Annotated in this window: 20 protein-coding genes and 1 pseudogene; 9 read left to right on the top strand and 12 right to left on the bottom strand. The window is 70.6% G+C overall.

The features are described from left to right. A pseudogene (locus ABZ848_RS43330) lies at positions 1 to 83 on the bottom strand (sarcosine oxidase subunit gamma); the annotation flags it as partial. Positions 84 to 396: 313 nt separating this feature from the next. Between ABZ848_RS43330 and ABZ848_RS43325 the strand changes: the two are divergent. From ABZ848_RS43325 to ABZ848_RS43315, 3 genes are read left to right on the top strand one after another with little or no spacing between them, the layout of a single operon-like run. Then, positions 397 to 3828 carry a DNA polymerase III subunit alpha gene (locus ABZ848_RS43325; protein ID WP_360841030.1) on the top strand — a complete coding sequence of 1144 codons (3432 nt, stop codon included), beginning with the start codon at positions 397 to 399 and terminating at the stop codon, positions 3826 to 3828. Then, the gene (locus ABZ848_RS43320; protein WP_360841029.1) at positions 3825 to 4799 is read left to right on the top strand and encodes a hypothetical protein; all 975 of its coding nucleotides are present in this window, start codon (positions 3825 to 3827) and stop codon (positions 4797 to 4799) included. The genes ABZ848_RS43325 and ABZ848_RS43320 overlap by 4 nt, the downstream gene beginning before the upstream one ends. Positions 4800 to 4818: 19 nt before the next feature. Beyond that, on the top strand, positions 4819 to 5091 hold the full coding sequence (locus ABZ848_RS43315) for a hypothetical protein (RefSeq protein WP_360841028.1): 273 nt from the start codon (positions 4819 to 4821) through the stop codon (positions 5089 to 5091). Between the two features lie 316 nt (positions 5092 to 5407). Here ABZ848_RS43315 and ABZ848_RS43310 read toward each other — a convergent pair whose 3' ends face one another. Then, positions 5408 to 5782 (bottom strand): cupin domain-containing protein, encoded by a 375-nt coding sequence (locus ABZ848_RS43310; protein ID WP_360841026.1) that lies wholly within the window; start codon positions 5780 to 5782, stop codon positions 5408 to 5410. Positions 5783 to 5880: 98 nt separating this feature from the next. Between ABZ848_RS43310 and ABZ848_RS43305 the strand changes: the two genes are divergently transcribed. Then, on the top strand, positions 5881 to 6327 hold the full coding sequence (locus tag ABZ848_RS43305; protein ID WP_360841024.1) for a MarR family winged helix-turn-helix transcriptional regulator: 447 nt from the start codon (positions 5881 to 5883) through the stop codon (positions 6325 to 6327). Between the two features lie 172 nt (positions 6328 to 6499). After that, positions 6500 to 7369 (top strand): alpha/beta fold hydrolase, encoded by an 870-nt coding sequence (locus tag ABZ848_RS43300; protein WP_360841022.1) that lies wholly within the window; start codon positions 6500 to 6502, stop codon positions 7367 to 7369. A 61-nt stretch (positions 7370 to 7430) separates the two neighbouring features. Here the strand turns inward: ABZ848_RS43300 and ABZ848_RS43295 are convergent, their stop codons facing one another. Further along, a complete protein-coding gene (locus ABZ848_RS43295; protein ID WP_360841020.1) occupies positions 7431 to 8456 on the bottom strand; it encodes a lytic polysaccharide monooxygenase in 1026 nt (341 codons plus the stop codon). 145 nt (positions 8457 to 8601) lie between these two features. Here ABZ848_RS43295 and ABZ848_RS43290 point away from each other — a divergent pair, with 145 nt between their 5' ends. After that, positions 8602 to 9051, top strand: a complete 450-nt coding sequence (locus ABZ848_RS43290; protein WP_360841018.1) for a GNAT family N-acetyltransferase — start codon at positions 8602 to 8604, stop codon at positions 9049 to 9051. 8 nt (positions 9052 to 9059) lie between these two features. On the opposite strand, the gene ABZ848_RS43285 is transcribed toward ABZ848_RS43290, so the two are convergent. Next, positions 9060 to 9194, bottom strand: a complete 135-nt coding sequence (locus ABZ848_RS43285; RefSeq protein ID WP_278196783.1) for a hypothetical protein — start codon at positions 9192 to 9194, stop codon at positions 9060 to 9062. Positions 9195 to 9333: 139 nt separating this feature from the next. Here ABZ848_RS43285 and ABZ848_RS43280 point away from each other — a divergent pair, with 139 nt between their 5' ends. Beyond that, the gene (locus ABZ848_RS43280; protein ID WP_360841016.1) at positions 9334 to 9960 is read left to right on the top strand and encodes a class I SAM-dependent methyltransferase; all 627 of its coding nucleotides are present in this window, start codon (positions 9334 to 9336) and stop codon (positions 9958 to 9960) included. Between the two features lie 12 nt (positions 9961 to 9972). Here ABZ848_RS43280 and ABZ848_RS43275 read toward each other — a convergent pair whose 3' ends face one another. Further along, a complete protein-coding gene (locus tag ABZ848_RS43275) occupies positions 9973 to 10473 on the bottom strand; it encodes a DUF402 domain-containing protein (protein ID WP_360841014.1) in 501 nt (166 codons plus the stop codon). Next, positions 10454 to 11386 (bottom strand): GNAT family N-acetyltransferase, encoded by a 933-nt coding sequence (locus ABZ848_RS43270; RefSeq protein ID WP_360841012.1) that lies wholly within the window; start codon positions 11384 to 11386, stop codon positions 10454 to 10456. Before ABZ848_RS43270 ends, ABZ848_RS43275 begins: the two co-directional genes overlap by 20 nt. Positions 11387 to 11456: 70 nt before the next feature. Between ABZ848_RS43270 and ABZ848_RS43265 the strand changes: the two genes are divergently transcribed. After that, positions 11457 to 11828 (top strand): GntR family transcriptional regulator, encoded by a 372-nt coding sequence (locus ABZ848_RS43265; protein ID WP_360841010.1) that lies wholly within the window; start codon positions 11457 to 11459, stop codon positions 11826 to 11828. A 15-nt stretch (positions 11829 to 11843) separates the two neighbouring features. On the opposite strand, the gene ABZ848_RS43260 is transcribed toward ABZ848_RS43265, so the two are convergent. Both ABZ848_RS43260 and ABZ848_RS43255 read right to left on the bottom strand, forming a co-directional pair. Next, positions 11844 to 12596 carry a DUF72 domain-containing protein gene (locus ABZ848_RS43260; RefSeq protein WP_360841009.1) on the bottom strand — a complete coding sequence of 251 codons (753 nt, stop codon included), beginning with the start codon at positions 12594 to 12596 and terminating at the stop codon, positions 11844 to 11846. Positions 12597 to 12625: 29 nt separating this feature from the next. Then, on the bottom strand, positions 12626 to 13720 hold the full coding sequence (locus ABZ848_RS43255; RefSeq protein WP_360841007.1) for a DUF5925 domain-containing protein: 1095 nt from the start codon (positions 13718 to 13720) through the stop codon (positions 12626 to 12628). Positions 13721 to 13889: 169 nt separating this feature from the next. On the opposite strand from ABZ848_RS43255, the gene ABZ848_RS43250 reads away from it, so the two are divergent. Continuing rightward, entirely contained in the window at positions 13890 to 15311 is a 1422-nt protein-coding gene (locus ABZ848_RS43250; protein ID WP_360841005.1) for a xylan 1,4-beta-xylosidase, read from the top strand. 49 nt (positions 15312 to 15360) lie between these two features. On the opposite strand, the gene ABZ848_RS43245 is transcribed toward ABZ848_RS43250, so the two are convergent. The 4 genes from ABZ848_RS43245 to ABZ848_RS43230 are packed head-to-tail and all read right to left on the bottom strand — an operon-like array spanning position 15361 to position 21787. Further along, the gene (locus ABZ848_RS43245; protein ID WP_360841003.1) at positions 15361 to 19212 is read right to left on the bottom strand and encodes a lipopolysaccharide biosynthesis protein; all 3852 of its coding nucleotides are present in this window, start codon (positions 19210 to 19212) and stop codon (positions 15361 to 15363) included. Then, positions 19205 to 20005 (bottom strand): polysaccharide deacetylase family protein, encoded by an 801-nt coding sequence (locus ABZ848_RS43240; RefSeq protein WP_360841002.1) that lies wholly within the window; start codon positions 20003 to 20005, stop codon positions 19205 to 19207. The genes ABZ848_RS43245 and ABZ848_RS43240 overlap by 8 nt, the downstream gene beginning before the upstream one ends. Beyond that, a complete protein-coding gene (locus ABZ848_RS43235; protein WP_360841001.1) occupies positions 19998 to 20987 on the bottom strand; it encodes a glycosyltransferase family 2 protein in 990 nt (329 codons plus the stop codon). The genes ABZ848_RS43240 and ABZ848_RS43235 overlap by 8 nt, the downstream gene beginning before the upstream one ends. Next, positions 20984 to 21787 carry a glycosyltransferase family 2 protein gene (locus tag ABZ848_RS43230; protein WP_360840999.1) on the bottom strand — a complete coding sequence of 268 codons (804 nt, stop codon included), beginning with the start codon at positions 21785 to 21787 and terminating at the stop codon, positions 20984 to 20986. The genes ABZ848_RS43235 and ABZ848_RS43230 overlap by 4 nt, the downstream gene beginning before the upstream one ends. Positions 21788 to 21980 lie beyond the last annotated feature (193 nt).

Raw genomic sequence — 21980 nt, 5'->3', positions numbered from 1 at the left:
AGGGTGGTCTGGGCGCAGCGGCCGGGGGCGAAGGCGCGCGGGTGCAGGTCCAGTGAGCAGCCGTGCGCGAGGAGGTCGCGGGCGTGCCACAGACCGCCGAACCCGCCGCCTACGGTCTTGCCGTTTCTTTGAGAGGCGGGGCCGTCCTAATGCCATGTACGCGGCGGGTTGCGCCGTACCGCCCCGACCCGCTCCCGTGCGTGGGCGGCCGCGGGACCGTGGCTCCGCAGGGTTACGGCACGTGTGTCGGCAGACGTTTCGCCGCAGTGTTGATGTCGGCTGGAGGTGTTTTCGCAGGTGGGAGGCGGTCGAATGGTTGTCGCACGGGAGTTCGAATTTTGGTCTATGGTGGGGGTGGGGCGATCGGGAACTGATGTTCGAAGGTAGGAGGTGCGGATGTCGGGGTTCACGCATCTGCACACCGTTTCCGGGTTCTCCTTGCGGTATGGGGCCTCGCATCCGGAGCGGCTGGCCGAGCGTGCCGCCGAGCGGGGTATGGACGCTCTGGCTCTTACTGATCGCGACACCCTCGCGGGGGCGGTTCGCTTCGCCAAGGCCTGCGAGGGGGTGGGTGTCCGTCCGCTGTTCGGTGCCGAGCTGGCGGTGGAGTCGCCCGTGCGGGTGCGGGAGGACGATCCGGTGCGGCGGGAGCGGCGTCGTACTCCGGTGCGTGGTGGTGTCTTCGTCGATGAGTCGATGTCCAGGGTCACTTTTCTGGCGCGGGACGGTGCTCGGGGGTGGGCCGATCTGTGTCGGCTCGTTACGGCTGCCCATGCGGGTGAGGGGGCGCCGGTGGTGCCCTGGGGCAGTAATCATGCCGACGGGGTGAGTGTTCTGCTCGGGCCCGCCTCCGATGTCGGGCGGGCGCTGGCGGCGGGGCGGCCCGATCGTGCCGCCAAGCTGCTCGTTCCCTGGCGTGAGGTCTACGGCGACGCCCTGCGGCTCGAGGCCGTCTGGCACGGGCGGGAGGGGACCGGGAGCGGCTCCCTGCGGTTGGCCGCCCGTACCGTCGGCTTCGCCGCCGAGCAGCGGGTTCGGCCGGTGCTCAGCAATGCCGTCCGTTACGCCGATCCGGGGCTGGGGCCGGTCGCCGATGTGCTGGACGCGGCCCGCCGGCTCGTTCCGATCGACCCGGGGAAGGGGCTGGACTCCGGCGAGGCCTGGCTCAAGGGTGCGGGGGACATGTTCCGGGTTGCCGAGCGGATCGTCGAGGCCGCGGGCTATCGGCGTGACGTCGCTCAGCGGCTGCTGGAGCAGACGCGGGCCGTGGCCGCCGAGTGTCTCGTCGATCCCGAGGACGACCTCGGCATGGGTGCCGTTCATTTTCCCGAGCCGTATCTCGTGGGCGCCGGGCGGCGCACCGCCCAGCGGGCGCTGGCCTCTCGGGCGGCGGCCGGCATGGTGCGACATGGCTACGGCGGCAGGCGTGCCTACTGGGAGCGGATGCATCGGGAACTGGACATCATCGGTCACCACGGCTTCGCCTCTTACTTTTTGACGGTTGCTCAGGTGGTGGATGACGTACGGGAGATGGGGATCCGGGTCGCCGCTCGTGGCTCCGGTGCGGGGTCGTTGGTGAATCATCTGCTGGGCATCGCGAACGCCGATCCGGTCGAGCACGGGCTGCTCATGGAGCGGTTCCTGTCGAAGGAGCGGGTCGTGCTGCCCGACATCGACATCGACGTGGAGTCCGCGCGCCGGCTCGAGGTCTACCGGGCGATCATCGGGCGGTTCGGGGAGGAGCGGGTCGCCACGGTTGCGATGCCGGAGACGTACCGGGTGCGGCACGCCGTGCGGGACGTGGGTGCGGCCCTGTCCATGGACCCGGCCGAGATCGATCGCATCGCCAAGTCCTTTCCGCACATCCGGGCACGTGATGCCCGCGCGGCGCTGGAGGAGCTGCCCGAACTCAAGGCGCTGGCAGGGGAGATGGACAGGTACGGCCGGCTGTGGGAGCTGGTCGAGGCTCTTGACGCCTTGCCGCGCGGGGTCGCCATGCATCCGTGCGGGGTGCTGCTCTCCGATGCTTCCCTGTTGAGTCGTACGCCGGTCATGCCGACCAGTGGGGAGGGGTTCCCCATGTCGCAGTTCGACAAGGACGACGTGGAGGACCTGGGGCTGCTCAAGCTCGATGTGCTGGGTGTGCGGATGCAGTCGGCGATGGCGCACGCGGTGGCGGAAGTCGAGCGGGCCACGGGGGAGCGGATTGATCTGGATGGGGTGGCGGGTGGGGATCCGGCCACCTATCAGCTCATCCGGTCGACCGAGACCCTGGGCTGCTTCCAGATCGAGTCGCCGGGGCAGCGGGATCTGGTGGGGCGGCTGCAGCCGGCCACTTTTCATGATCTCGTCGTTGACATCTCGTTGTTCCGGCCGGGGCCGGTCGCCGCCGACATGGTGCGGCCCTTCATCGAGGCCCGGCACGGGCGGGCGCCGGTGCGGTATCCGCATCCGGATCTGGAGGAGCCGCTGAAGGGGACGTACGGGGTCGTCGTCTTCCATGAGCAGATCATCGACATCGTCGCGATCATGACCGGGTGCGGGCGGGGGGAGGCGGACCGGGTGCGGCGGGGGCTGTCCGATCCCGAGTCGCAGGGACGGAACAAGGTGTGGTTCGGGCAGCATGCGGCGGCCAACGGGTACGGGGAAGAAACGATTCGGCGGACTTGGGAGATCGTGGAGGCCTTCGGCAGCTACGGCTTCTGCAAGGCGCATGCTGTCGCGTTTGCCGTGCCCACCTATCAGTCGGCCTGGCTGAAGGCTCATCATCCCGCTGCTTTCTATGCGGGGCTGCTCACGCACGATCCCGGGATGTATCCGAAGCGGCTGCTGCTGGCGGATGCGCGGCGGAGGGGGGTGCCGGTGCTGCCGTTGGATGTCAACCGGTCGGCGGTCGCCCATCGGATCGAACTGGTGTCTGAAACCGGGGTGTGGGGGCTGCGGTTGGCGCTCTCCGATGTCTATGGCATCAGTGAGGCCGAGGCGGCTCGGATCGCGGAAGGGCAGCCCTATGCCTCGCTGCTGGACTTCTGGGAGCGGGCGCGGCCCAGCAGGCCGCTCGCTCAACGGCTCGCGCAGGTGGGGGCGTTGGACGCCTTTGGCGCCAACCGGCGTGATCTGCAACTGCACTTGACCGAGCTGCAGCGGGGGGCGCGGGGTGCGGGTGGGGGACAACTGCCCCTGGCCGGCGGGCGGAAGACGGCTTCGGCGGGGCTGCCCGATCTGTCGGAGGCCGAGAAGCTCAGTGCCGAGCTGGGTGTGCTGTCGATGGATGCCTCGCGCAATCTGATGGACGATCACCGGGCCTTCCTGGACGAGCTGGGCGTGGTGTCCGCGCGTCGGCTGCGGGAGGCGCGGCACGGTGAGGTGGTGCTGGTCGCGGGCGCCAAGGCGGCCACCCAGACACCGCCGATCCGGTCCGGCAAGCGGGTCATCTTCTCCACCCTCGACGACGGTACGGGGCTGGTCGACCTCGCCTTCTTCGACGACTCGCACGACGCCTGCGCCCACACCGTCTTCCACTCCTGGCTGCTGCTGGTGCGCGGGGTGGTGCAGCGGCGCGGGCCGCGGAGTCTGAGCGTGGTGGGGTCCGCCGCCTGGAACCTCGCCGAGCTGGTCGAACTGCGCGCCGAGGGCGGCCTGGACGAGGTGGCGAAGCGGCTGGCGGAGCCGGTGGCGGAAGCGCACAGCTCGGATCCGGCCGGTGGACGGCGAATCCAAATGCCCACCGGATACGAAATGAACCCGTGGGCCGATCTGCGGCCTGCGGGTCAAGAGGCTTCACAGGTACGGAAGTTGTGGCACCAGAGTCCGGGGAGTGCGGGATGACCATTCTGTGCGTACGTTTCCAGTTGCCGCCGGCGGACGAGGCCGCGCTGCCGGGGCTGCTCGGGTTGCTGGAGGAGTTCACCCCGGTCGTGGAGGCGCTGCCGCCGGACGGGGCGCTGGCCGATCTGCGGGGCGCCGAGCGGTACTTCGGGCGCAGCGCGGTCGAGCTGGCCTCGGTGATCCGGGTGCGCGCCCTCGCCCTGCACGGCGTGGACTGCGCGATCGGCGCCGGGCCGGGGCCGATGCTGGCCCGGGTGGCGCTGCGGGCGGCCCGGCCGGGGCTGACCTGCGAGGTTCCGGAGGGCCCGGACGCTGTCGCGGAGTTCCTCGCGGACCGTGCGGTGGGCGTGCTGCCAGGTGTCGGTACGGCCACCGCTCGTACGCTGTGCGACTACGGCCTCGACACCCTGGGCAGGGTCGCCGGTGCGCCGCTTTCCACGCTGCAGCGGCTGGTCGGTGCGAAGGCGGGGCGCGAGCTGCACGAGAAGGCGAACGGCATCGACCGCGGGCGGGTCGTCCCGAACGGGGTGTCCCGGTCGCTGGCCACCGAACGCCCCTTCTCCCGCGACGAGTTGGACCCGGACCGGCACCGGCGCGCCCTGCTCTCGGCCGCCGAGGAACTGGGCACCCGGCTCCGCGCCGTGGACAAGGTCTGCCGCACCCTCACGCTCACCGTGCGCTATGCCGACCGCACGGCCACGACCCGCACACGCACCCTCGAGGAACCCACCGCCCATTCCGCCGCCCTGACCAGGACGGCCTACGGCATGTACGACGCCCTGGGCCTCCAGCGCGCCCGGGTCCGCTCCCTCCTCCTGCGCGCCGAGTCCCTCGTCCCCGCCGAACTGGCCTCCCACCAGCTCACCTTCGACCCCCTCGACGAGAAACTGCGCCGCATCGAGGAGGCCGCGGACCGGGTACGGGCGAAGTTCGGGGCGGGGGCGGTGATGCCGGGGGCGCTGGCGGCGTGAGGTGCCACAAGGTGCCCGCATGAGATGGCGGGGGCCGACGTATCGGATGGTGGGCGGGGAGCGGGTCGGCGAGGCCTGGTGTCATGTCTGGCGGCGGCATCGGGGGAGTGCCGAGTACTTCGTCGAGGATCTGGTGGCCTTCGCCGACGGTGCCGTCGGATGCGGGGAGTTGACGGATCTGGCCGGGCTGGAGCGGATGCTCGCCGCGGGCCGGATCGCCGTCACGGATCCCGCGGCGCCTCCTTACGAGGTCCCGCGGGCAAGTGAGCCTCGCGCAGTGGCGGGCCGCTGACGCCGAAGCCAACAGGGGTCTGCCCAAGGACGCCTGCCTGGCCATTCCGGCGCACCTGCGGATCCTGCTCACGGACATCGGCGAACCGGTCGACGGCGACGGCCCGGTGGCGAGGACCGAGATGCACCAGGACGCGCTGGACTACTTCACGCACGGCGACGAAGCCGCCCTCGAACGGGAGCACGCCGGGCAGGCGGTCCGGCACGCGGACGACCCGACCCCGCACGAGGCCCACGAACTCGGCGGCCGGGCCGGCCGCGCGACGACCGGACCGCCGTACGCCTCGGCGTCATGGTCGGGCTGCTGCGGGCCAAGTTCAGTTGGCCCACGGGGGCGTGATGCGGGTGCCGTCCTCCAGCTCCGCCTCCAGGCCTGTGGACGTCGTGACCCAGGTGATCGCCGTCTGATCGGTCGGGTTCTCCACGCCCAGGGTCGCGCCGGGGTTGACGATCAGGGTGTCGCCCGCGGTGATGCGGTCGGTGCGGTCGTCGAGGGTGATCAGGAGTTCGCCGACTAGGAGGAGGAAGATCTCCTCGCGGCTCACCGTGTGGACGGGGGCCTTGGTGTTCGGTGGGATCTCGCCGCGCCAGGCGCAGAGTTCCTTGCTGCCGGTGAGGGGTGAGGCGTACGAGACGAAGCGGGCGCCGTGGATCTCGTGGGTGAGGGCCTCGGAGGTGCGGATGACGGGCATGGGTGGGCTCCGTTCAGATGGTCAAGCTGCTTGACTAATCTCGCGAGCTCCATAGTCAAGCTGCTTGACCAGTTCGTCAAGGGTGTTTCAATGCCTCCGTGCACAACTCCGAGGCCATGGCCCTGTCCGCCGCCCTGCTCGCCGTCGCCGGTGAGCTCACCCAGCGCATCAATGACGGTGTCGTCGCCCGTGGCTTCGAGGGGGTGCGGCCCATGCACGGGTTCGCCTTCACCCGGCTGGCCCCGGACGGGGCGACCGTGACCGAGCTCGCCGTCCATCTCGGGGTCACCAAGCAGGCCGCGAGTCAGCTTGTCGACGATCTCGTGCGGAAGGGCTTCGCCGAGCGGCGACCGCATCCCGTGGACGCGCGGGCCCGGCTGATCGTGCTCACCGAGCGGGGGTGGGCCTGCACCCGGGCCGCCGAGGAGGCGGCCGGCGAGGTGGTCCAGGGGTGGGTCGGAGTCCTCGGTGAGAGTGAAGTGCGGGCGTTGCGTGATCGATTGGGGCGGATCGCGCCCTATGGTCCGATCAGGCCCGCCTGGTGACGGTTCATCAGCAGCTACTGCCGAGTCAGTTACCACTGGAAGTTTTTACTGACGCGTAACTTCACAGTTGCGCTACTCGCCCGTAACTTGACGAGTGAACAGCATCCTTCGTGATCCGGATCACAGGGCGTAAGGCCATCGCAACTCCCTTGAGCCGCAAGGAGATCACACGATGCTGCCCTGGAAACGAGTGCTCAGACCTCTGGCCGCGCTGCTGCTGACAGCCGCCGCAGCCACCGTCCCCGCCACCGCAGCCCATGCCGCCGACACCGCAGCGAGCTCGTCGAGTGGCTGGAACGACTACTCCTGCAAGCCGTCCGCCGCCCATCCCCGCCCCGTCGTCCTGGTCCACGGCACCTTCGCCAACTCCGTGGACAACTGGCTGTCCTTCGCGCCCTATCTGGAGGACCGCGGCTACTGCGTCTTCTCCCTGGACTACGGCCAGCTCTCCGGCGTCCCCGTCCTCTACGGCCTCGGCCCCATCGACAAGTCGGCAGAGCAACTCTCCGCCTACGTCGACAAGGTGCTCGCCGCCACCGGTGCCGCCAAGGTCGACATCGTCGGCCACTCGCAGGGCGGCATGATGCCCCGCTACTACCTCAAGTTCCTCGGCGGAGCCGCCAAGGTGAACGCCATGATCGGTATCGCGCCCGACAACCACGGCACCGACCTGGACGGCCTGACCAACCTGCTGCCGTACTTCCCGGGCGCCGCGGACTTCCTGTCCACGAACACCCCGGCGCTGGCCGACCAGATCGTCGGCTCCGCCTTCCTCACCAAGCTGAACGCGGGCGGCGACACCGTCCCCGGCGTCCACTACACGGTGATCGCCACCAAGTACGACGAGGTGGTCACGCCGTACACCAGCCAGTTCCTGAGCGGATCCGACGTGCACAACGTCCTCATCCAGAACCTGTGCTCGCTCGACCTCTCCGAACACGCCCTGCTCGGTCTCACCGACCGGATCGCCTTCCACGAGGCGGCCAACGCGCTCGACCCGGCGCACGCCACCGCCACCACCTGTGCGTCGGCGCTGAGCTGACGCACGAACGGGGCCTGTCCGACCTGAGCCGCCGGACAGGCCCCGCCCCCCGTCATGGCCGTCAGCGGCCGTGGCGACCGCCGGTGGTCGCGCGGCGGCGAACCGAGGCGAACAGGGCCGCCGCACCGAGCGCCAGGGCGGCCGCGCCGCCGATGGCCAGGTACGGGGTGGTGCCGCTGCCGCCGGTCTCGGCGAGGTTCTCCGAAGCGCCCGCCGCCTCCGGCTCGTTGGCGGCGACCGGCTCCGAGCCGGCCTCGGGCTCCGCGGACGTACTGGCGTCCTGGTCGCCGTGGCCGTGGTGTTCGACCGTCGACTTGTCGGCGCCGTCCGCGATCTGCTCGTCGGAGGGCGCGGAGGCGGTCGGGGCCGGGGTCGCGCCGCTCGGCGTACCACCTCCGGAAGCGTTACTGCCGGAAGTGTTGCCGCTGCTGCCGCCGAACGTGACGTCCGAGCAGGAGTAGAACGCCTCCGGGCTGTCCGAGCGCTGCCAGATCGCATACAGGAGCTGCTTGCCGGAGCGGGCGGGGAGCGTGCCGGAGAAGGTGTAGAAGCCGCCCGCGGCGACCGGGTCCGTGGCCGTCGCCACGGGGTTGGCCAGGTCCAGGTCGGCCCAGGCCAGCGGCTTCGTCGGGTCGTAGCCGGGCTTGGTGACGTACACCTTGAAGGTGCCCTTGTGCGGGGCCGTCACACGGTACTTGAAGGTGTACGAGCCGCTCTTGACGGCGGTCGCGGGCCAGTCCGCGCGGGCCAGGTCGAGGCCCTTGAACTCGTCGTTGTTGGCGCTGCACAGCTTGCCGTCCGGGATCAGCGCCTGGTGCTGCCCGTTCGCGTCGCCGATGCGGATGCCGTTCCAGTCGTAGAGCGCCTGGGTGCCTCCCCCAGAGGGGGTACCCCCAGCCGCGACCGCCGCCCTGCACGCGTCCGACTTGGGGCTCTCCGGGTTCTCCGCGTAGCACTGCGCGACCCGGCTGACCGGGTCCCCCATCGTGCCGTGCGCGGACGCCGGGGCGGCGGCCAGCGCGGTCAGGGCGAGCGGAGCCGCGCCGAGGGCGGCGAGCGTGGCGACCTTGCGGCGGCGTGCGGGCATGGGGGAACTCCAACTCCTTGAGGCGGGTGATCAGAAGCTAGCCCCAAGAAACCGTGGAATCGCCTGCTGGAGGCGGGTGATGGTGATCCTTATGCTCGCGTTAAGGGAGTGCTGAGACTGGGATCAGGTAGGTACCGTCCCCGGCATGGGAGACGATGAGATCCGGGCGGCCGTCGCCGCCGACGTACCGGCCGTGAAGGCCGTGACCGATGCCGCGTACCACCACTACATCGAGCGCATCGGGGTGGTGCCGGTGCCCATGGAGGCGGACCACGCGGCGAACGTGGCCGCGGGGAAGGTGTTCGTGACGGGCGACCCCGTCGTCGGGCTCGTCGTCCTCGAGGAGTACGACGACCATCTGTACCTCGACAACATCGCCGTCCGCCCCGACGCCCAGGGCACGGGCGTGGGGGGACGGCTGCTGCGGTTCGTGGACGCACGCGCGCGTGCGCTCGGCCTGCCCGAGGTCAGGCTCTACACCAACGCGATGATGTGGGAGAACCAGAAGATCTATCCGAAGTACGGCTACGAGGCGGTGGAGCGACGCGTGGACGGTCCCTACGACCGCATCCACTACCGCAAGCGGCTGGACTGACGGAGCTGTCAGCCGTCCGGCCACCACGTGCGCGCGATGTCCTTTCGCACCTCCGGACGCCCTGCGGGACGCTCGTCGGCTTCCTCACGGACCTTGCGGGAGTCCGTCCTCTTCAGGGGCTTGTGCACGGTTGTCCGGCGCATGGCTGCCTCCTTCAGTGCCTACCGAGTTCCGCGATTTCACGGAGGTAGACCCTTTCGGGGAGGGTGACTCATCGGTGCCGGTCTGTCAGTGGCGGCTGTCACGATTCGATTGTCAGTGGCGGGTGTCACTCTTGGCCCCATGACACAAGACAGCAAGGGGCTGACCGGGGCGGACGCGGGCACGGACGTGGACTGGGACGCGCAGGCCGCCTCCTTCGACGACGAACCGGACCACGGACTGCGCGATCCGGAGGTACGGCGGGCCTGGGCCGAGCGGCTGCGCGACTGGCTGCCGGGACGGGCCTCGGACATCCTCGACCTCGGCTGCGGCACGGGCAGCCTGTCGCTCCTCGCGGCCGAACAGGGACACCGTGTCACCGGCGTCGACGCCTCCCCGGCCATGATCGACCTGGCCCGGGCCAAGCTGGCCGGACGTGACGCGGTGTTCCTGGTCGGTGACGCGACGGCACCGCCGGTGGGCGAGCAGCGCTACGACGTGATTCTCGTACGACACATGGTGTGGGCGCTGCCCGACCCCGGCCGCGCTCTCAGACACTGGCGCGGTCTGCTGCGCCCCGGCGGCCGCCTGGTGCTGGTCGAGGGCGTGTGGGGGACGGTCACGTCGGCCGGGATACCGGCCGACGTGCTGACCGGGCTCGTCGCGCCGTTCGCCGCCGAGGTGCGGACGGAGCGGCTCTCGGGGGAGGCGGTGCTCTGGGGCAGGGAAGTGAGCGACGAGCGGTACGTGGTGGTCGCGGTGGTGTGAGGGCCGGCCGGCTCAGGCCAGCAGCGCCTCGATGCCGGTCCCGCGGGCCAGCGCCTCCAACTCGTCCAGCGCGGCGACGGCGGCGGCCGCGGCCCGCGGGTCCGTCTCCGCCAGACCGCTGTCCGCGAACTCGTCCTCGTCCAGACGGCGTACGTCCGTGCCGTCCGCGGAGACCCACAGGTCCAGGTCGAGGTCCTCGACGACCAGCTCGCCGCCCGAGAGCACCGCGGGCCGGGTGACGTCGCAGTACCAGCCCTTCAGCGCGCCGCCGGCGTCCCGGACCTCCTTCACCGCGTACCAGCGGTCCCGCCAGTAGTACTCGGTGAAGACGTCGCCCGCCTCGAAGCGGACGAAGCCGAAGTCGCGGACGCCCTCGCCGGCCCAGGGGGCGCGTACGGCGACCCGGGTGCCGTCGTCGGCGAGCAGCTCGGCGTCGTAACGGATCTTCGTGCGGCCCGCCTTGACGAGGACGACGTCCAACCGCCGTGTGGGATCAGGTGAGTTCGCGGACAAAGCGCACCTCCGAGCCGCAGATCTCGTACCCGAACCACTTGTTGATCGCGAGCATCGGACCGTTGCCCGCGTCGTTGCCCGTCAGCGCCTCGGTGAAGCCGGCGGCCTGTGCGCGGTGCAGGGAGGCGCTCTTGGCGAGCTTGGCCAGGCCCCGGCCGCGGAAGTCGCGCGAGGTGCCGGTCATGGCGGTGGTGTAGCGGCGCGAGGCGGGGTCCGTGTGGGCCACGCTGAACGCGGCGGGGCGGCCCTCCACCAGCGCGACCATCGTCAACTCGCGGTCGAGGAGCGGGTGTTTCCAGTTCTCCTCGATCCAGTTCTCGTAGTCGCTCATCTGTGTGTCGACGTCGCTCGGTTCGTCCGAGGTCGTCTCCGCGTCCAGCTCGAACAACGGGCGCGGGTCGTCCGCGAACTCCGCGGCGCTGCGCAGCTCCACGCCGGGCGGCGGGGTCTGCAGCGGCGGGAGGGTGCCGGCGGTCAGGTCGAGGCGGAGGAAGTGGGCGGCGCGGCTGGCGTGGTAGCCGCGCCGCTCGGCGAAGGAGCGGTTGGCCGGCTGGTCCAGCACCCAGGAGAACAGCTTCGTCGCGCCGTGCGCGGTGAGGTGCTCCTCGGCCGTGCGCACCAGGAGGGCGCCGGCGCCTCGGCGGGTCCTGTCGGGGCGTACGTAGATGTTGAGCATGCCCTGACCCGGCTCGGGGCTGTCGTGGGCCAGTTGCACCTGGGCCGTGCCGATCGCCTCGCCGTCCTCCTCCACGAGGAGGGACCGGAAACGTGCGTCGGGGTGGGTGTGGACGAGGCGGTGGACGATCGCGTCCGGGGTCCACATGATGTACGGAAGGGCCAGGTGCCGTAGCCGGGCGAAGGCCTCGACGTCGGTACGGTCGTCGACGCGCAGGTCGCGCACGTTGAGTGTCATTGGGCGCACGCTACGACGGGACACGCGCGGACGCCTCTCATTTTCCGGCGGGTGCGGGAGAATCGGCAGCGTGACCTTGAAGATCCACATCGACGACAGCGCGCCGCCGTACGAGCAGGTGCGGGCGCAGATCTCCGAGCAGGCGCGGGCGGGGGTGCTGCCGGTGGGGTACCGGCTGCCGACCGTGCGGGGGCTCGCGGAGGGGCTGGGGCTGGCGGCCAACACGGTGGCGAAGGCGTACCGGGCGCTGGAGAGCGACGGGGTGATCGAGACGCGGGGGCGCAACGGCACGTACGTGGCCGCCGCCGGCTCGGCCGCGGAGCGGGAAGCGGCGTCGGCCGCTCAGGCCTACGTGGAGCGGGTCCGGCGGCTGGGGCTGGGGGAGGAGGCGGCGCTGGCCGCTGTGCGGGACGCGTTGCGGGCGGGATACGGGGAGGGCTGAGGGAGGCGGAAAGGGTCAGGGCGTACGTGTGACCGGAAGGTCCGTCCTGCGCGCCGTTCTCGCGAAAACGCTCGCGTCCTTCACCGCCGCCCCGTTCGGGTCGTTGTTGAAGTACGCGTACACGTCCTCGTCCGGGGTCCAGGACTCCGTGATGCGGTCCACCCAACTCGCCAGCGCCCGGCGGCCGTAGCGCGGCCACGCCTCCGCTCGGCCCTGGTGGAAGCGGACGTAACCCCAGTCCGTCGTGCGCCACAGCGGTGTGGCCGGGCGTGAGCGGACGTCGGCCCAGCACAGGGCCGCCTTGCGGGACTCCAGGACCTCGCGTGTCTCCGGGGCCCACCAGGAGTCGTGGCGGGGCTCGACCGCGATCCGGGTGCCGGGCGGGAAGCAGGCCAGGCAGGTGTCCAGGAGTTCCGTGTCCGCCCGTAGCGTCGGCGGGAGTTGGAGCAGGACCGGGCCCAGGCGGTCGCCCAGGCCCGCCGCGTGGTCCATCAGGCGGTGCACCGGCTCCTCGGGGTCGCGCAGCCGCTTGATGTGGGTCAGATAGCGGCTCGCCTTCACCGCCACCACGAAGTCCCCCGGCACCCGCTCCCGCCACGCCGCGAAGTTCTCCCGGGTCGGCAGGCGGTAGAACGCGTTGTTGATCTCCACCGTGGCGAAGTGCTCCGCGTACTCCTCCAGCCACAGCCGCGTCGGACACCCGGGTGGGTAGAGGACTCCCCGCCAGTCCTTGTACTGCCACCCGGATGTCCCGACGAACAGGGTCATACCTCCATCAAAGCACCGGAGGCCAGGCGCTACAGGTACAGGCCCGCGTCCGCCCCGTCCCGCGGGTCCGGCACGGCCGTCGGCGAGGTGCCGCGGCGCAGCGCGTACAGCTCCGCGAGGGTCGCGCCCTCGCGGCCCACGCCCTCCTCCGTGCCGAGCCAGTTCACCGCCTCCCGGCGGGTCAGGGCGCCCACCTCGATGCGGGCCAGGCAGCGGCCGGGGCGGACGACGGCCGGGTGAAGGCGCTCCAGGTCTTCGTTGGTCGTGACGCCCACCAGGACGTTGCGGCCCTGGCCGAGCAGGCCGTCGGTGAGGTTGAGCAGGCGGGACAGGGCCTGGCCCGCCGTGTGCTTGGCCTCGCCGCGGATCAGTTCGTCGCAGTCCTCCAGGAGCAGCAGCCGCCAGCGGCCCTTGCCCGTCGAGTCCTCCTCGCCGATCGCGATGTCCATCAGATAGCCGACGTCGGAGAAGAGCCGCTCGGGGTCCAGGACGCAGTCCACCTGGCACCAGTCCCGCCAGGACCGGGCGAGCGTGCGCAGGGCGGAGGTCTTGCCGGTGCCCGGCGGGCCGTGCAGCAGCAAAAGCCGGCCCGCGATGTCCTCCGGGGTCGTCTTCATCAGGCGGTCCATCGCGTCCGCCACCGGCGCGGTGTAGTTCTCCCGGACCTCGTCCCAGGTACCGGCGGAGATCTGCCGGGTGGTGCGGTGCGGGCCGCGCCTGGGGGAGACGTACCAGAAGCCCATCGTCACGTTCTCCGGCTGGGGTTCGGGCTCGTCCGCCGCGCCGTCCGTCGCCTGGTCGAGGACCTTCTTGGCGAGCTCGGCGGTGGTCGCCGTGACCGTGACGTCCGCGCCGCGGTTCCAGCGGGAGATCAGCAGAGTCCAGCCCTCGCCCTCCGCCAGGGTCGCGCTGCGGTCGTCGTCGCGGGCCACCCGCAGGACGTGCGCGCCGGGCGGCAGGAGGGTGGCTCCGGAGCGGACCCGGTCGATGTTCGCCGCATGCGAGTACGGCTGCTCGCCCGTCGCGAAGCGGCCGAGGAACAGCGCGTCGACGACATCGGACGGCGAGTCGCTGTCGTCGACGTTGAGCCGGATCGGCAGCGCGTCGTGTGGGTTCGCAGACATGGCGTCCATGATCCGGCACGAGCGGGCCGTGTGCACCCGGTTTCCGCAGTGCGCCGGGTGTGTCGGCTGTGTCCGCGTGTCTCCTTCTGTGTCCCCTCCGTCCTGTTACGAAGCTGTCGATTTACAACATCTGCCCGATCGTGGACCTCCCCCGTTACTGTTTTCCTCGATGGGACGTCATGGGTGGACCTCGGGGGCACGGCGGTGGCGGCTCACCGCGCTGCTCGGCGTGGGCGTGGCCGCGCTGGCCCTGATCGTGACCTTGATCAACACACTGCCGGACAGCGGCGGCAGCACCGCCGGCACCTCGCGCAACGGCGACACGGTGCACGGCACTCCGGTGACCCCGCCCGACCAGGACGAGCCCGAGGTCGGCTGGGGCTTCACCCACACCCAGTACAGCGCGGACGAGGGCAGCTCCACCGCCACGGACCGGGTCGAGAAGCTGATCTCGGACGCCGGCGGGCTGCCGCAGGACCAGGCGATCATGGGCTGGGGCGCGGACAACCCCGAGCCGGTCAAGGGGCGTTACGACTTCGACGCGATGGACCGCCGTATCGACTTCATCCGCAAGTCCGGCGGCACACCCGTGGTCACGCTGTGCTGCTCGCCGGACTGGATGAAGGGCGGCAAGGCCGGCGTCGACAACACGAACTGGAGCCAGTCCGCCCTGGAGACCGCCCCGCTGCCCGAGCACTACGCCGACTTCGCCGCGCTCGCGGCGACCGTCGCCAAGCGGTATCCGGACGTGCGGCACTTCATCGTCTGGAACGAGTTCAAGGGCTTCTGGAACGACGCCAAGGGCCGCTGGGACTACGAGGGTTACACCAAGCTGTACAACCTCGTCTACAAGGCCCTGAAGAAGGTCGACAAGGACATCATGGTCGGCGGGCCGTATCTGGTGATGGACAGCGTCGACCCGCGCGCGGACGACGCCTCCAAGACCTTCAAGGGCGCCTGGGGCGCGATGGACCAGCGGGTCCTCGACGCCTTCGACTACTGGAACAGGAACAAGGTGGGCGCCGACTTCGTCGTCGTCGACGGCTCCAGCTACACCAACGACGACGAGATGCTGCCGAACGAGTTCGCGGCCACCGACAAGCTCACGGCCGTGGGGCAGTGGGTGCGGCAGCAGACGGACGATCTGCCGCTGTGGTGGGCCGAGTACTACGTCGAGCCCGCCGACGGCAACGACGAGCGCAAGGGCTGGTCCGAGACCCGCCGGGTCGCCGTCCAGGCCGCCGGGATGATCGCGATGGTCAAGGGCGGTGCCTCCTCCGGCTTCTACTGGAACCCGGAGGACGAGAAGGGCGACGACTGCCCCGGCTGTCTGTGGACGCCGACGGACAGCTCGGACGGCGGCAAGGAACTGCCCATGTTCGGCCTGGTCTCCCGCTTCAACAAGGAGTTCCCGCCCGGGACTTCGTACAAGACGGTGTCGGTGGCCGCGGACGACGTGCCCAATGTGCGCGTGCTCGCGACCGACAAGACGGTCCTGGTGGTGAACACCCTCGGGCGGTCCATCAGCGCCGACATCGACGGCAAGAAGTTCGACATGGCGGCGTACGAAGTGAAGTGGCTCACCAGGTAACCCCGGTGAGCCACAGCCACTCCGCTGTCCAAGTCCCTTGAGGGACGCGCTACTTCATCGTCAGGAATCTCTGGACCAGCGAGGCCAGCAGCACCGCCAGCAGGGGCAGCGAGAACCAGAAGCTGCTCTGCATCCAGCGCAGTTGACGCACGCTCGGCCGCATCGCGACCCGTACCACCTCGCGAGCCGTCAGCATCACGATCAGCGCGAGAGCGGCCAGGGCGCCCACGACCGACCACGGCGTCCAGGTGATCTGCGGACCGATCGGACCCGGGTCCGGCTGCGGCACCTTGCCCTCGGGCTGCTTCTTCAGGGCGTAGACGACGGCGTCGTCGTTGACGAAGACCTTCTTCAACTCCGTCCGCTGGTCCAGGTTCTGGATCAGCCGGGGCTCCCAGCTGGCCGAGTAGCCCACGTCCATCTGGAGGTACGTCACCTGACTCTCGTTGATCATCAGGTACGAGTTGGGACCCGCGTCCTTGAGCGCCTTGACCAGGCCGGAGACCAGCACCGGGTCGGCCGGTGCCAGTGTGGGCATGTAGTCGACCTTCTCCATGTCCTTCGCGCCCCACGGCAGCGCCGGCGTCACGTCGTTCACCGTGTCGTTGCTGAGCCACAGCAGCCGGACCGTCGGTTTGTCGTGGGCGTACACGTAGTCCATGGCGGCGACCTCGCCGGGCCGCACCCGCTCGAACGGCTCGTTGCCCCAGCGGGCCACCAGGAAGCCGCCCATGAGGAGCAGGCCCGCCATCAGCGCCGCCAGCGGGGCGAGGCTGACCTTGTCCTTGTCCCGCTCCTCGGCGGTCACCCCGGTGCGCGGGAACAGGGCGAGTCCGGCCAGCAGGGCCGCGCCGGGCACCGCGAACATGAAGACGCGCAGCGCCATCTCGCCGCCGTACGACTGCATGCCGAAGCCCAGGAACGGGACGAAGGTGAGCACCAGCAGCGAGCGCTCGCGGTACTTGTGGTCGCGGCGGCGCCACCAGCCCCAGCAGGCGAAGAGCATGACCCCGCCGGCCAGCAGGACGCGGGTGTAGAGGACGAGCTTGTGGGTCGAACTGCCGCCCTGGATACGGCCGGAGACCGAGGTGGAGACATTGCTGCCGACTCCGCCGACCCCGCCGAACAGTTCGTTGAAGTGCCCGGACCAGTACGGCTCGGCCATGAAGCCCACCCAGACGGCGACCAGCACGCCGAACAGGATGGGCAGGCCGCGCAGTTCGGAGCGGCCGATCAGGACGAGCACCGCGAGCACGCCCAGCATGACGAACGGGGTCAGCTGGTGCGCCGGGACGCTCGCCGCGAACAGGCCGATCAGCACGCCGAGCAGGACCGCCTTCTGGCGCCGGGTGGTCGGCTCGACCTCCAGCTCGCCCGGCCGCTTCTTCGTCCAGATCACGCGCGGTTCGCGGAACCAGACCAGCAGGATCGCGACGAACGCCAGGTACAGCAGGTAGGTGAAGCCCTGCGGTGAGAAGTAGTCCTGGCCGACCCAGCCGCTGAGCACGAAGATCCAGATGCCGGTCCACTTGGCCCGCCAGCTCGCCCGCATCGAGCGCACGAGGAGGAACATCGGTGCCAGGTAGAGGAGTTGGATGGTCAGCGGCCACCAGCGGATGAGGTCGGTGAGGTCCGTCATCCCGCAGGCTTTGGTGACGAACGCGGCCACCGCGAAGAAGCCCGGCCAGCTCCAGCGCGCGTCCAGGTCCGGTACCGCCGACCCGGTGCGGTCGATGTAGTCCAGGAAGCCGAGGTGCTGGTAGGCGGTCGGGAACCGCGGCTCGGTCTCGATCACCGCGGGCAGCGCGTGCAGCGAGACCACGGTCGCGAGGAGGGTGACCAGCAGCAGCGCCTTGTGCTCACGGCCCAGCCACAGCAGCGAGGCGAACACCGCGACCAGCAGCGCGGCCCCGACCAGCGTGGGCAGCGGCAGGATCGAGATCAGCCCGAGCCCGCCCATCCGGTCCAGGTCGGCCTCGTCCAGGCGCAGCGCCGGCACCCAGTACAGCAGGAGGGCGGCGGCCAGCAGACTGCCGAGGACGACCCCGAGCCGGGACGGCCGCAGCCGCTCGCGCCACGGGACTGCGGCGGGCGGTTCCGGCTCACGGACGGGCGCTTCCTCCCGTACCGGCGCCTCTTCCCGTACGAGCGACGCGCCCGGCTCCGGTCCGGCCTCCCGTTCGAACCCCTCCTCTGGTACGACCCGCCGCTCGAACTCCGCCTCGAAGGGCGCGTCCACCTCGATCTCGGCCGGGCCGAGCGAGGCCTCCGTGCCCGGCTCGCGCTCTTGTACGGGGAGCCCGACCTCCGGGTTCTTCGCCCAGGTCGGCCGGTGGTCCGGGCGGACGACCGGCGTTCCGGTGGGCGGAGTTCCGGGCCCGGGGCGCACGTCCGGGCGGCGCTCCAGGTGGTCGAAGTCCACGTGGATGCCGAGCGCCAGGGTGTCGGTGTCCAGCGCCCAGGCCGGACCGCGTTTGCGGGGCCTGTCGCTCGCCGGGACCTCGCGCGCCCCCAGGTCGGCGAGGTCCCCGTCGGGTGCCGCGTGCTCGGGCACGGCGGCGGGGACGGCCCTGATGGTCTTGTAGAGCTTCGGCGCGGCGATCATCACGATCACCGCGAGCGAGGAGATCTCGGCGACACCGGCGCCGGTCAGCCCCATGCGGGGGAGCAGCAATAGCGTCAGGCCGAGCACCAGGACGCACAACAGGCCCTGCAGCCAGGCGAGTCCGGCCGTGCGGCTCTGCGCGCGCAGCACCGCGAAGTACGTCTCCATGCAGACCCGCAGCAGCGCGCCGACCGCGAACCAGCGCAGCAGCGGGGTCGCCGCGTCCGCGTAGCCCGCGCCGAACACGCCGAGGATCCAGGGCGCCCCGATGAACAGCAGCCCGCAGATCGGCAGCATGATCCGGGCCATCCGCTTCAGCGCCGCGCGGGTGTTGGCGGCCAGCCGGCCCGGGTCGTGCGAGCCCTCCACGGTCAGCGAGGCGCCCATGTTGATGGCGAGCAGGTTGACCGTGCCGCCTATGGTCGTGGTGATGTAGAAGTACGCGTTGTCCTCGGAGCTGACCTGCGAGGCGATGATCACCGGCACCAGGTAGACCACGGCGAGCGAGAACAGCGAGCCCGTGTAGTCGCCCGCGAGGAACTTGCCGATCTCCTTGAGCGTCGGCGGATGCGCGTGGCCCTCGGTGGCCTTGATGTGCCGGGGGACCAGCCGGCGGAAGACCAGCAGGCCCAGCGGCACGACCGAGAACGCGATCGCCGCCACCCAGGAGACGAAGACACCGGTCACCGGGATCGCCGCGGCCAGCGCGATCAGCAGCGCCAGCTTCACCGCCGAGAAGACGGTGTTGCCCACCGGCACCCAGGGCGCGCTCCTGAGCCCGGTGAGCACACCGTCCTGCAGCGTGAGCACGTTCCAGGCGATGACGGCCACGATGAACCCGAGGCCCGCCACCGGCCCGTGCAGGAAGTGGTACGACGGCCCCCACACGCCCAGCGTCAGCAGGAAGACCCCGGCCGCGAGCGCCACGATCAGTGAACTGCCCGCATACGTACGGAAGATGAGCCGCCCGGTGGCGCGGCCCGCCACCGGGATGAAGCGGGCCAGAGCGCCCGTGAGGGTGACCGCGGTCAGGCCGGCCAGCAGCTTCATCGCCGCGATCGCGGCGGAACCCTGGCCCACGGCGGATTCGGAGTAGTAGCGCGCGGCCACCAGCCAGTACCCCAGGCCCAGTACGGCCGAGATGCCGGTGTTCAGCATCAGGGCGTAGGCGTTGCGGAACAGCTGATTGCCGCCCTTTCCCCGGCCCAGGCCGGGCAGGCGGAAGCGGCGCCCCGACTGCTCGGGCGCCTCGGTCGGGGGCGATGCCGCCTCGGTTGTGGTCGTCGTGTCAGACACGGGAACGGATGGCCTTCCGGCGGACCTGGCGTGCTCTGCGGACCATGGCGTACCCCTTGGTGAGGGCACGGTCCCTGGCGAAGTTGCGGGCGATCGAACGGCCCTCGACCAGCCGCTCGAACTCCTCGATCCCGGTGCTGCGGCGCACGGTGACGCGTTGCAGCGCGTACGGGCCCTGACGGCGGCGCGCGAGGCCGTTGCCGACGGCGAGCGCCTGGGTGTAACCCGTCTCGCGCACTGCCTCGCGGACCCGGCGGCTGGAGTAGCCGTAGGGGTAGGCGAAGGAGGCCGGGACGCTGCCCAGTTCGTCGGCGACGATCTCCTTGCAGTGGATCAGCTCATGGCGCAGGGTGTCGTCGTCGAGCTGGTCGAGCTGGGGGTGGGTGTGGCTGTGGCCGCCGATCTCCACGTCCGCGGCGGCCAGTTCGCGCACCTGGTCCCAGCCGAGCATCGTGTCGAGGCCGCCTCCGGTGTCGTACGCGCCCTTGATCCAGCCCGTGGAGACGAACAGCGTGGACGCGAAGCCGTGCTTGGCGAGCACGGGCAGGGCGTGCCGGTGCACGCCCTCGTAGCCGTCATCGAAGGTGATCAGCAGGGGGCGCCTGGGCAGCGGGCGGGAGAAGCGCCAACTCGCGGCCAGATCTGCCGTGTTGACCGGCGTGAACCCGAGGTCGCCGATCAGCGCCAGCTGCTCCGCGAACGCCTCCGGCGCCACCGACAGTTCACGGGTGGCGTCGTTCGGCGCGGTCGCGACCGAGTGGTACATCAGGATCGGCACCGGAGTGTCAGCCATGAGAATCCCCCTCGATCCCGACGACGTCGAACGTCGCTCCGCCACGGCGGGCGCGCAGACTCCCCACGACGTACCCGCCGGCCGCCGTCAGCACTCCGGCGACGATCGCGCCCGCGCGGCCCGCACCGCCCCTCCGGGCCAGCGCCGCGTCCCGCAGCCCGCGCGCCACACCGCTCGGCAGCACCCGGGTGGCGTACCGGCGCTCGGACTCAAGTCCCTTGTCCGCGCCCACACTTCGCGCCACCAGTGCCTTGGAGAGGCCCTCGGCGTAGGCGCGCGTGCGGAAGTACCCGAAGTGCTCGCGCGCCTCGGGCACCCGGTGGTGGATCACCGCACGGTCGTCGATCAGCAGGACGGCGTCCGGTCTGGCGCGGCTGAGGCGGATGCACAGCTCCGTCTCCTCGCAGCCCAGCGGCCGCTTGTCGCCGTCGCGCCCGATGCCGGTCGCGAAGCCCCCGGCCGCGTCGAACGCCGTACGACGGAATGAGGCGTTGCCGCCCAGGACGTTGCGCACCCGGACCCGGCCCGGGGGCAGGCCCTTGTACGTGCAGCCCACCACCCAGTCGAACTCCTCGGGGAACCAGGCCGGACGGCGGCCGGACGCCCAGATCGGCATCGTGCGGCCGCCGACGGCCATCACCCGCGGGTCGGCGTACCCCTCGGCGAAGCGCCGCAGCCACTCCCGCTCGGCCACGGCGTCGTCGTCGAGGAAGGCGATCACCTCGCCGCGGGAGGCGGCGATACCGGTGTTGCGGCCGGCGGACAGACCGCGCGGACCGGCGTTCGCGAGCACCTCGACCTCGTGGACTTCCTTGTACTCCTTGGTCAGCCGGTCCAGCAGGGCCGGGTTGTGGTCGACGACGAGCAGGGTCTCCAGGGCAGGCCTGGACTGCGCCCGCACCGAGGAGACCGCCGCGAGGATGTCCTCCCAGCGGTCCTCGGTGTAGACGCAGATCACGACGGAGATGTCGGGATCGCTCAAGACACCTCTCCCCGCACCGAGTCGAGCCGGGCGGAGTCGAGCATCGGCGAGTGGTGTTCCTGCCGGCGCAGCTCCCTGCGGTTCGACCGCTCCTTGAGGATGACCTTGAGCACCCGGAACCCGTCGCGCACGGCCCGCAGATTGCTCGCGCCGTGGATGCGCAGGTACTCGTAGCTCGGGATCTCCTGCACCTTGAGACCCGCCTTGACCACCCGGATGTTGATCAGGGTCTCGATCTCGAAGCCGGTGCAGTCGAGGGAGATCTTGTCCAGGCAGTGGCGCCAGAACGCGTTGTACCCGTAGCAGAGATCGGTGTAGCGGGCGCCGAACTTGCGGTTGACGATGGTGCACAGCGCCCAGTTGCCGAGCTTGCGGATGAAGGTCATGTCGTCGGTGCCGCCGCCGTTGGCGAAGCGGGAGCCCTTGGCGAAGTCCGCGCCCGAGACCAGGGCGGAGACGTACGACACGATCTCGTTGCCGTCGGCCGAGCCGTCCGCGTCGACCATCACGATGATGTCGCCGCTGCACGCCTCGAAGCCGGTGATCAGGGCATCCCCCTTGCCCTTGCCGCGCTGCTCGACGACCTTGACGTCGGGCCACAGACCGCGGGCCACTTCGACGGTGCCGTCCGTGGAGTTGCCGTCCACGAGGACGACTTCGTGTATCCAGTCCGGCAGCGTCTTGAAGACGTAGGGGAGATTCTCCGCCTCGTTCATGGCGGGAATCACCACGCTCACCGGTGGCGCGATGGCCAGATGTGAGGAGATCGGCCGGTAGTTGGGCCGAACAACAGAACTCATGAGTCTTGGTCCCTCTCGTCCGGTGGACCGCCCGCCCCTGGGCGGCCCGGATCGTGTCCGGTTCGAAAGGGGGGTTTCACGCCTGTGGCATGACGAGATGGAACTACACGCACGCCGAGGCGAGCTGGCAAAGCTGGCCGTCTGCCGCGATCAACGGCAGCCGGTCGCGCGGCACGACCCGGTCACAAGTGCG

Source organism: Streptomyces sp. NPDC047081 (assembly GCF_040643775.1).
Lineage (GTDB): Bacteria > Actinomycetota > Actinomycetes > Streptomycetales > Streptomycetaceae > Streptomyces.
Note: the sequence above shows the minus strand (reverse complement) of the source record. Positions and strands in the feature narration are given on the sequence as shown.

Coding starts and splice junctions, on each gene's coding strand:
- ABZ848_RS43280 (WP_360841016.1), top strand. CDS start 9,334: ATGACACAAGACAGCAAGGGGCTGACCGGGGCGGACGCGGGCACGGAC.
- ABZ848_RS43250 (WP_360841005.1), top strand. CDS start 13,890: ATGGGACGTCATGGGTGGACCTCGGGGGCACGGCGGTGGCGGCTCACC.
- ABZ848_RS43320 (WP_360841029.1), top strand. CDS start 3,825: ATGACCATTCTGTGCGTACGTTTCCAGTTGCCGCCGGCGGACGAGGCC.
- ABZ848_RS43260 (WP_360841009.1), bottom strand. CDS start 12,596: ATGACCCTGTTCGTCGGGACATCCGGGTGGCAGTACAAGGACTGGCGG.
- ABZ848_RS43295 (WP_360841020.1), bottom strand. CDS start 8,456: ATGCCCGCACGCCGCCGCAAGGTCGCCACGCTCGCCGCCCTCGGCGCG.
- ABZ848_RS43285 (WP_278196783.1), bottom strand. CDS start 9,194: ATGCGCCGGACAACCGTGCACAAGCCCCTGAAGAGGACGGACTCCCGC.
- ABZ848_RS43240 (WP_360841002.1), bottom strand. CDS start 20,005: ATGGCTGACACTCCGGTGCCGATCCTGATGTACCACTCGGTCGCGACC.
- ABZ848_RS43310 (WP_360841026.1), bottom strand. CDS start 5,782: ATGCCCGTCATCCGCACCTCCGAGGCCCTCACCCACGAGATCCACGGC.
- ABZ848_RS43230 (WP_360840999.1), bottom strand. CDS start 21,787: ATGAGTTCTGTTGTTCGGCCCAACTACCGGCCGATCTCCTCACATCTG.
- ABZ848_RS43290 (WP_360841018.1), top strand. CDS start 8,602: ATGGGAGACGATGAGATCCGGGCGGCCGTCGCCGCCGACGTACCGGCC.
- ABZ848_RS43255 (WP_360841007.1), bottom strand. CDS start 13,720: ATGTCTGCGAACCCACACGACGCGCTGCCGATCCGGCTCAACGTCGAC.
- ABZ848_RS43325 (WP_360841030.1), top strand. CDS start 397: ATGTCGGGGTTCACGCATCTGCACACCGTTTCCGGGTTCTCCTTGCGG.
- ABZ848_RS43270 (WP_360841012.1), bottom strand. CDS start 11,386: ATGACACTCAACGTGCGCGACCTGCGCGTCGACGACCGTACCGACGTC.
- ABZ848_RS43315 (WP_360841028.1), top strand. CDS start 4,819: ATGAGATGGCGGGGGCCGACGTATCGGATGGTGGGCGGGGAGCGGGTC.
- ABZ848_RS43300 (WP_360841022.1), top strand. CDS start 6,500: ATGCTGCCCTGGAAACGAGTGCTCAGACCTCTGGCCGCGCTGCTGCTG.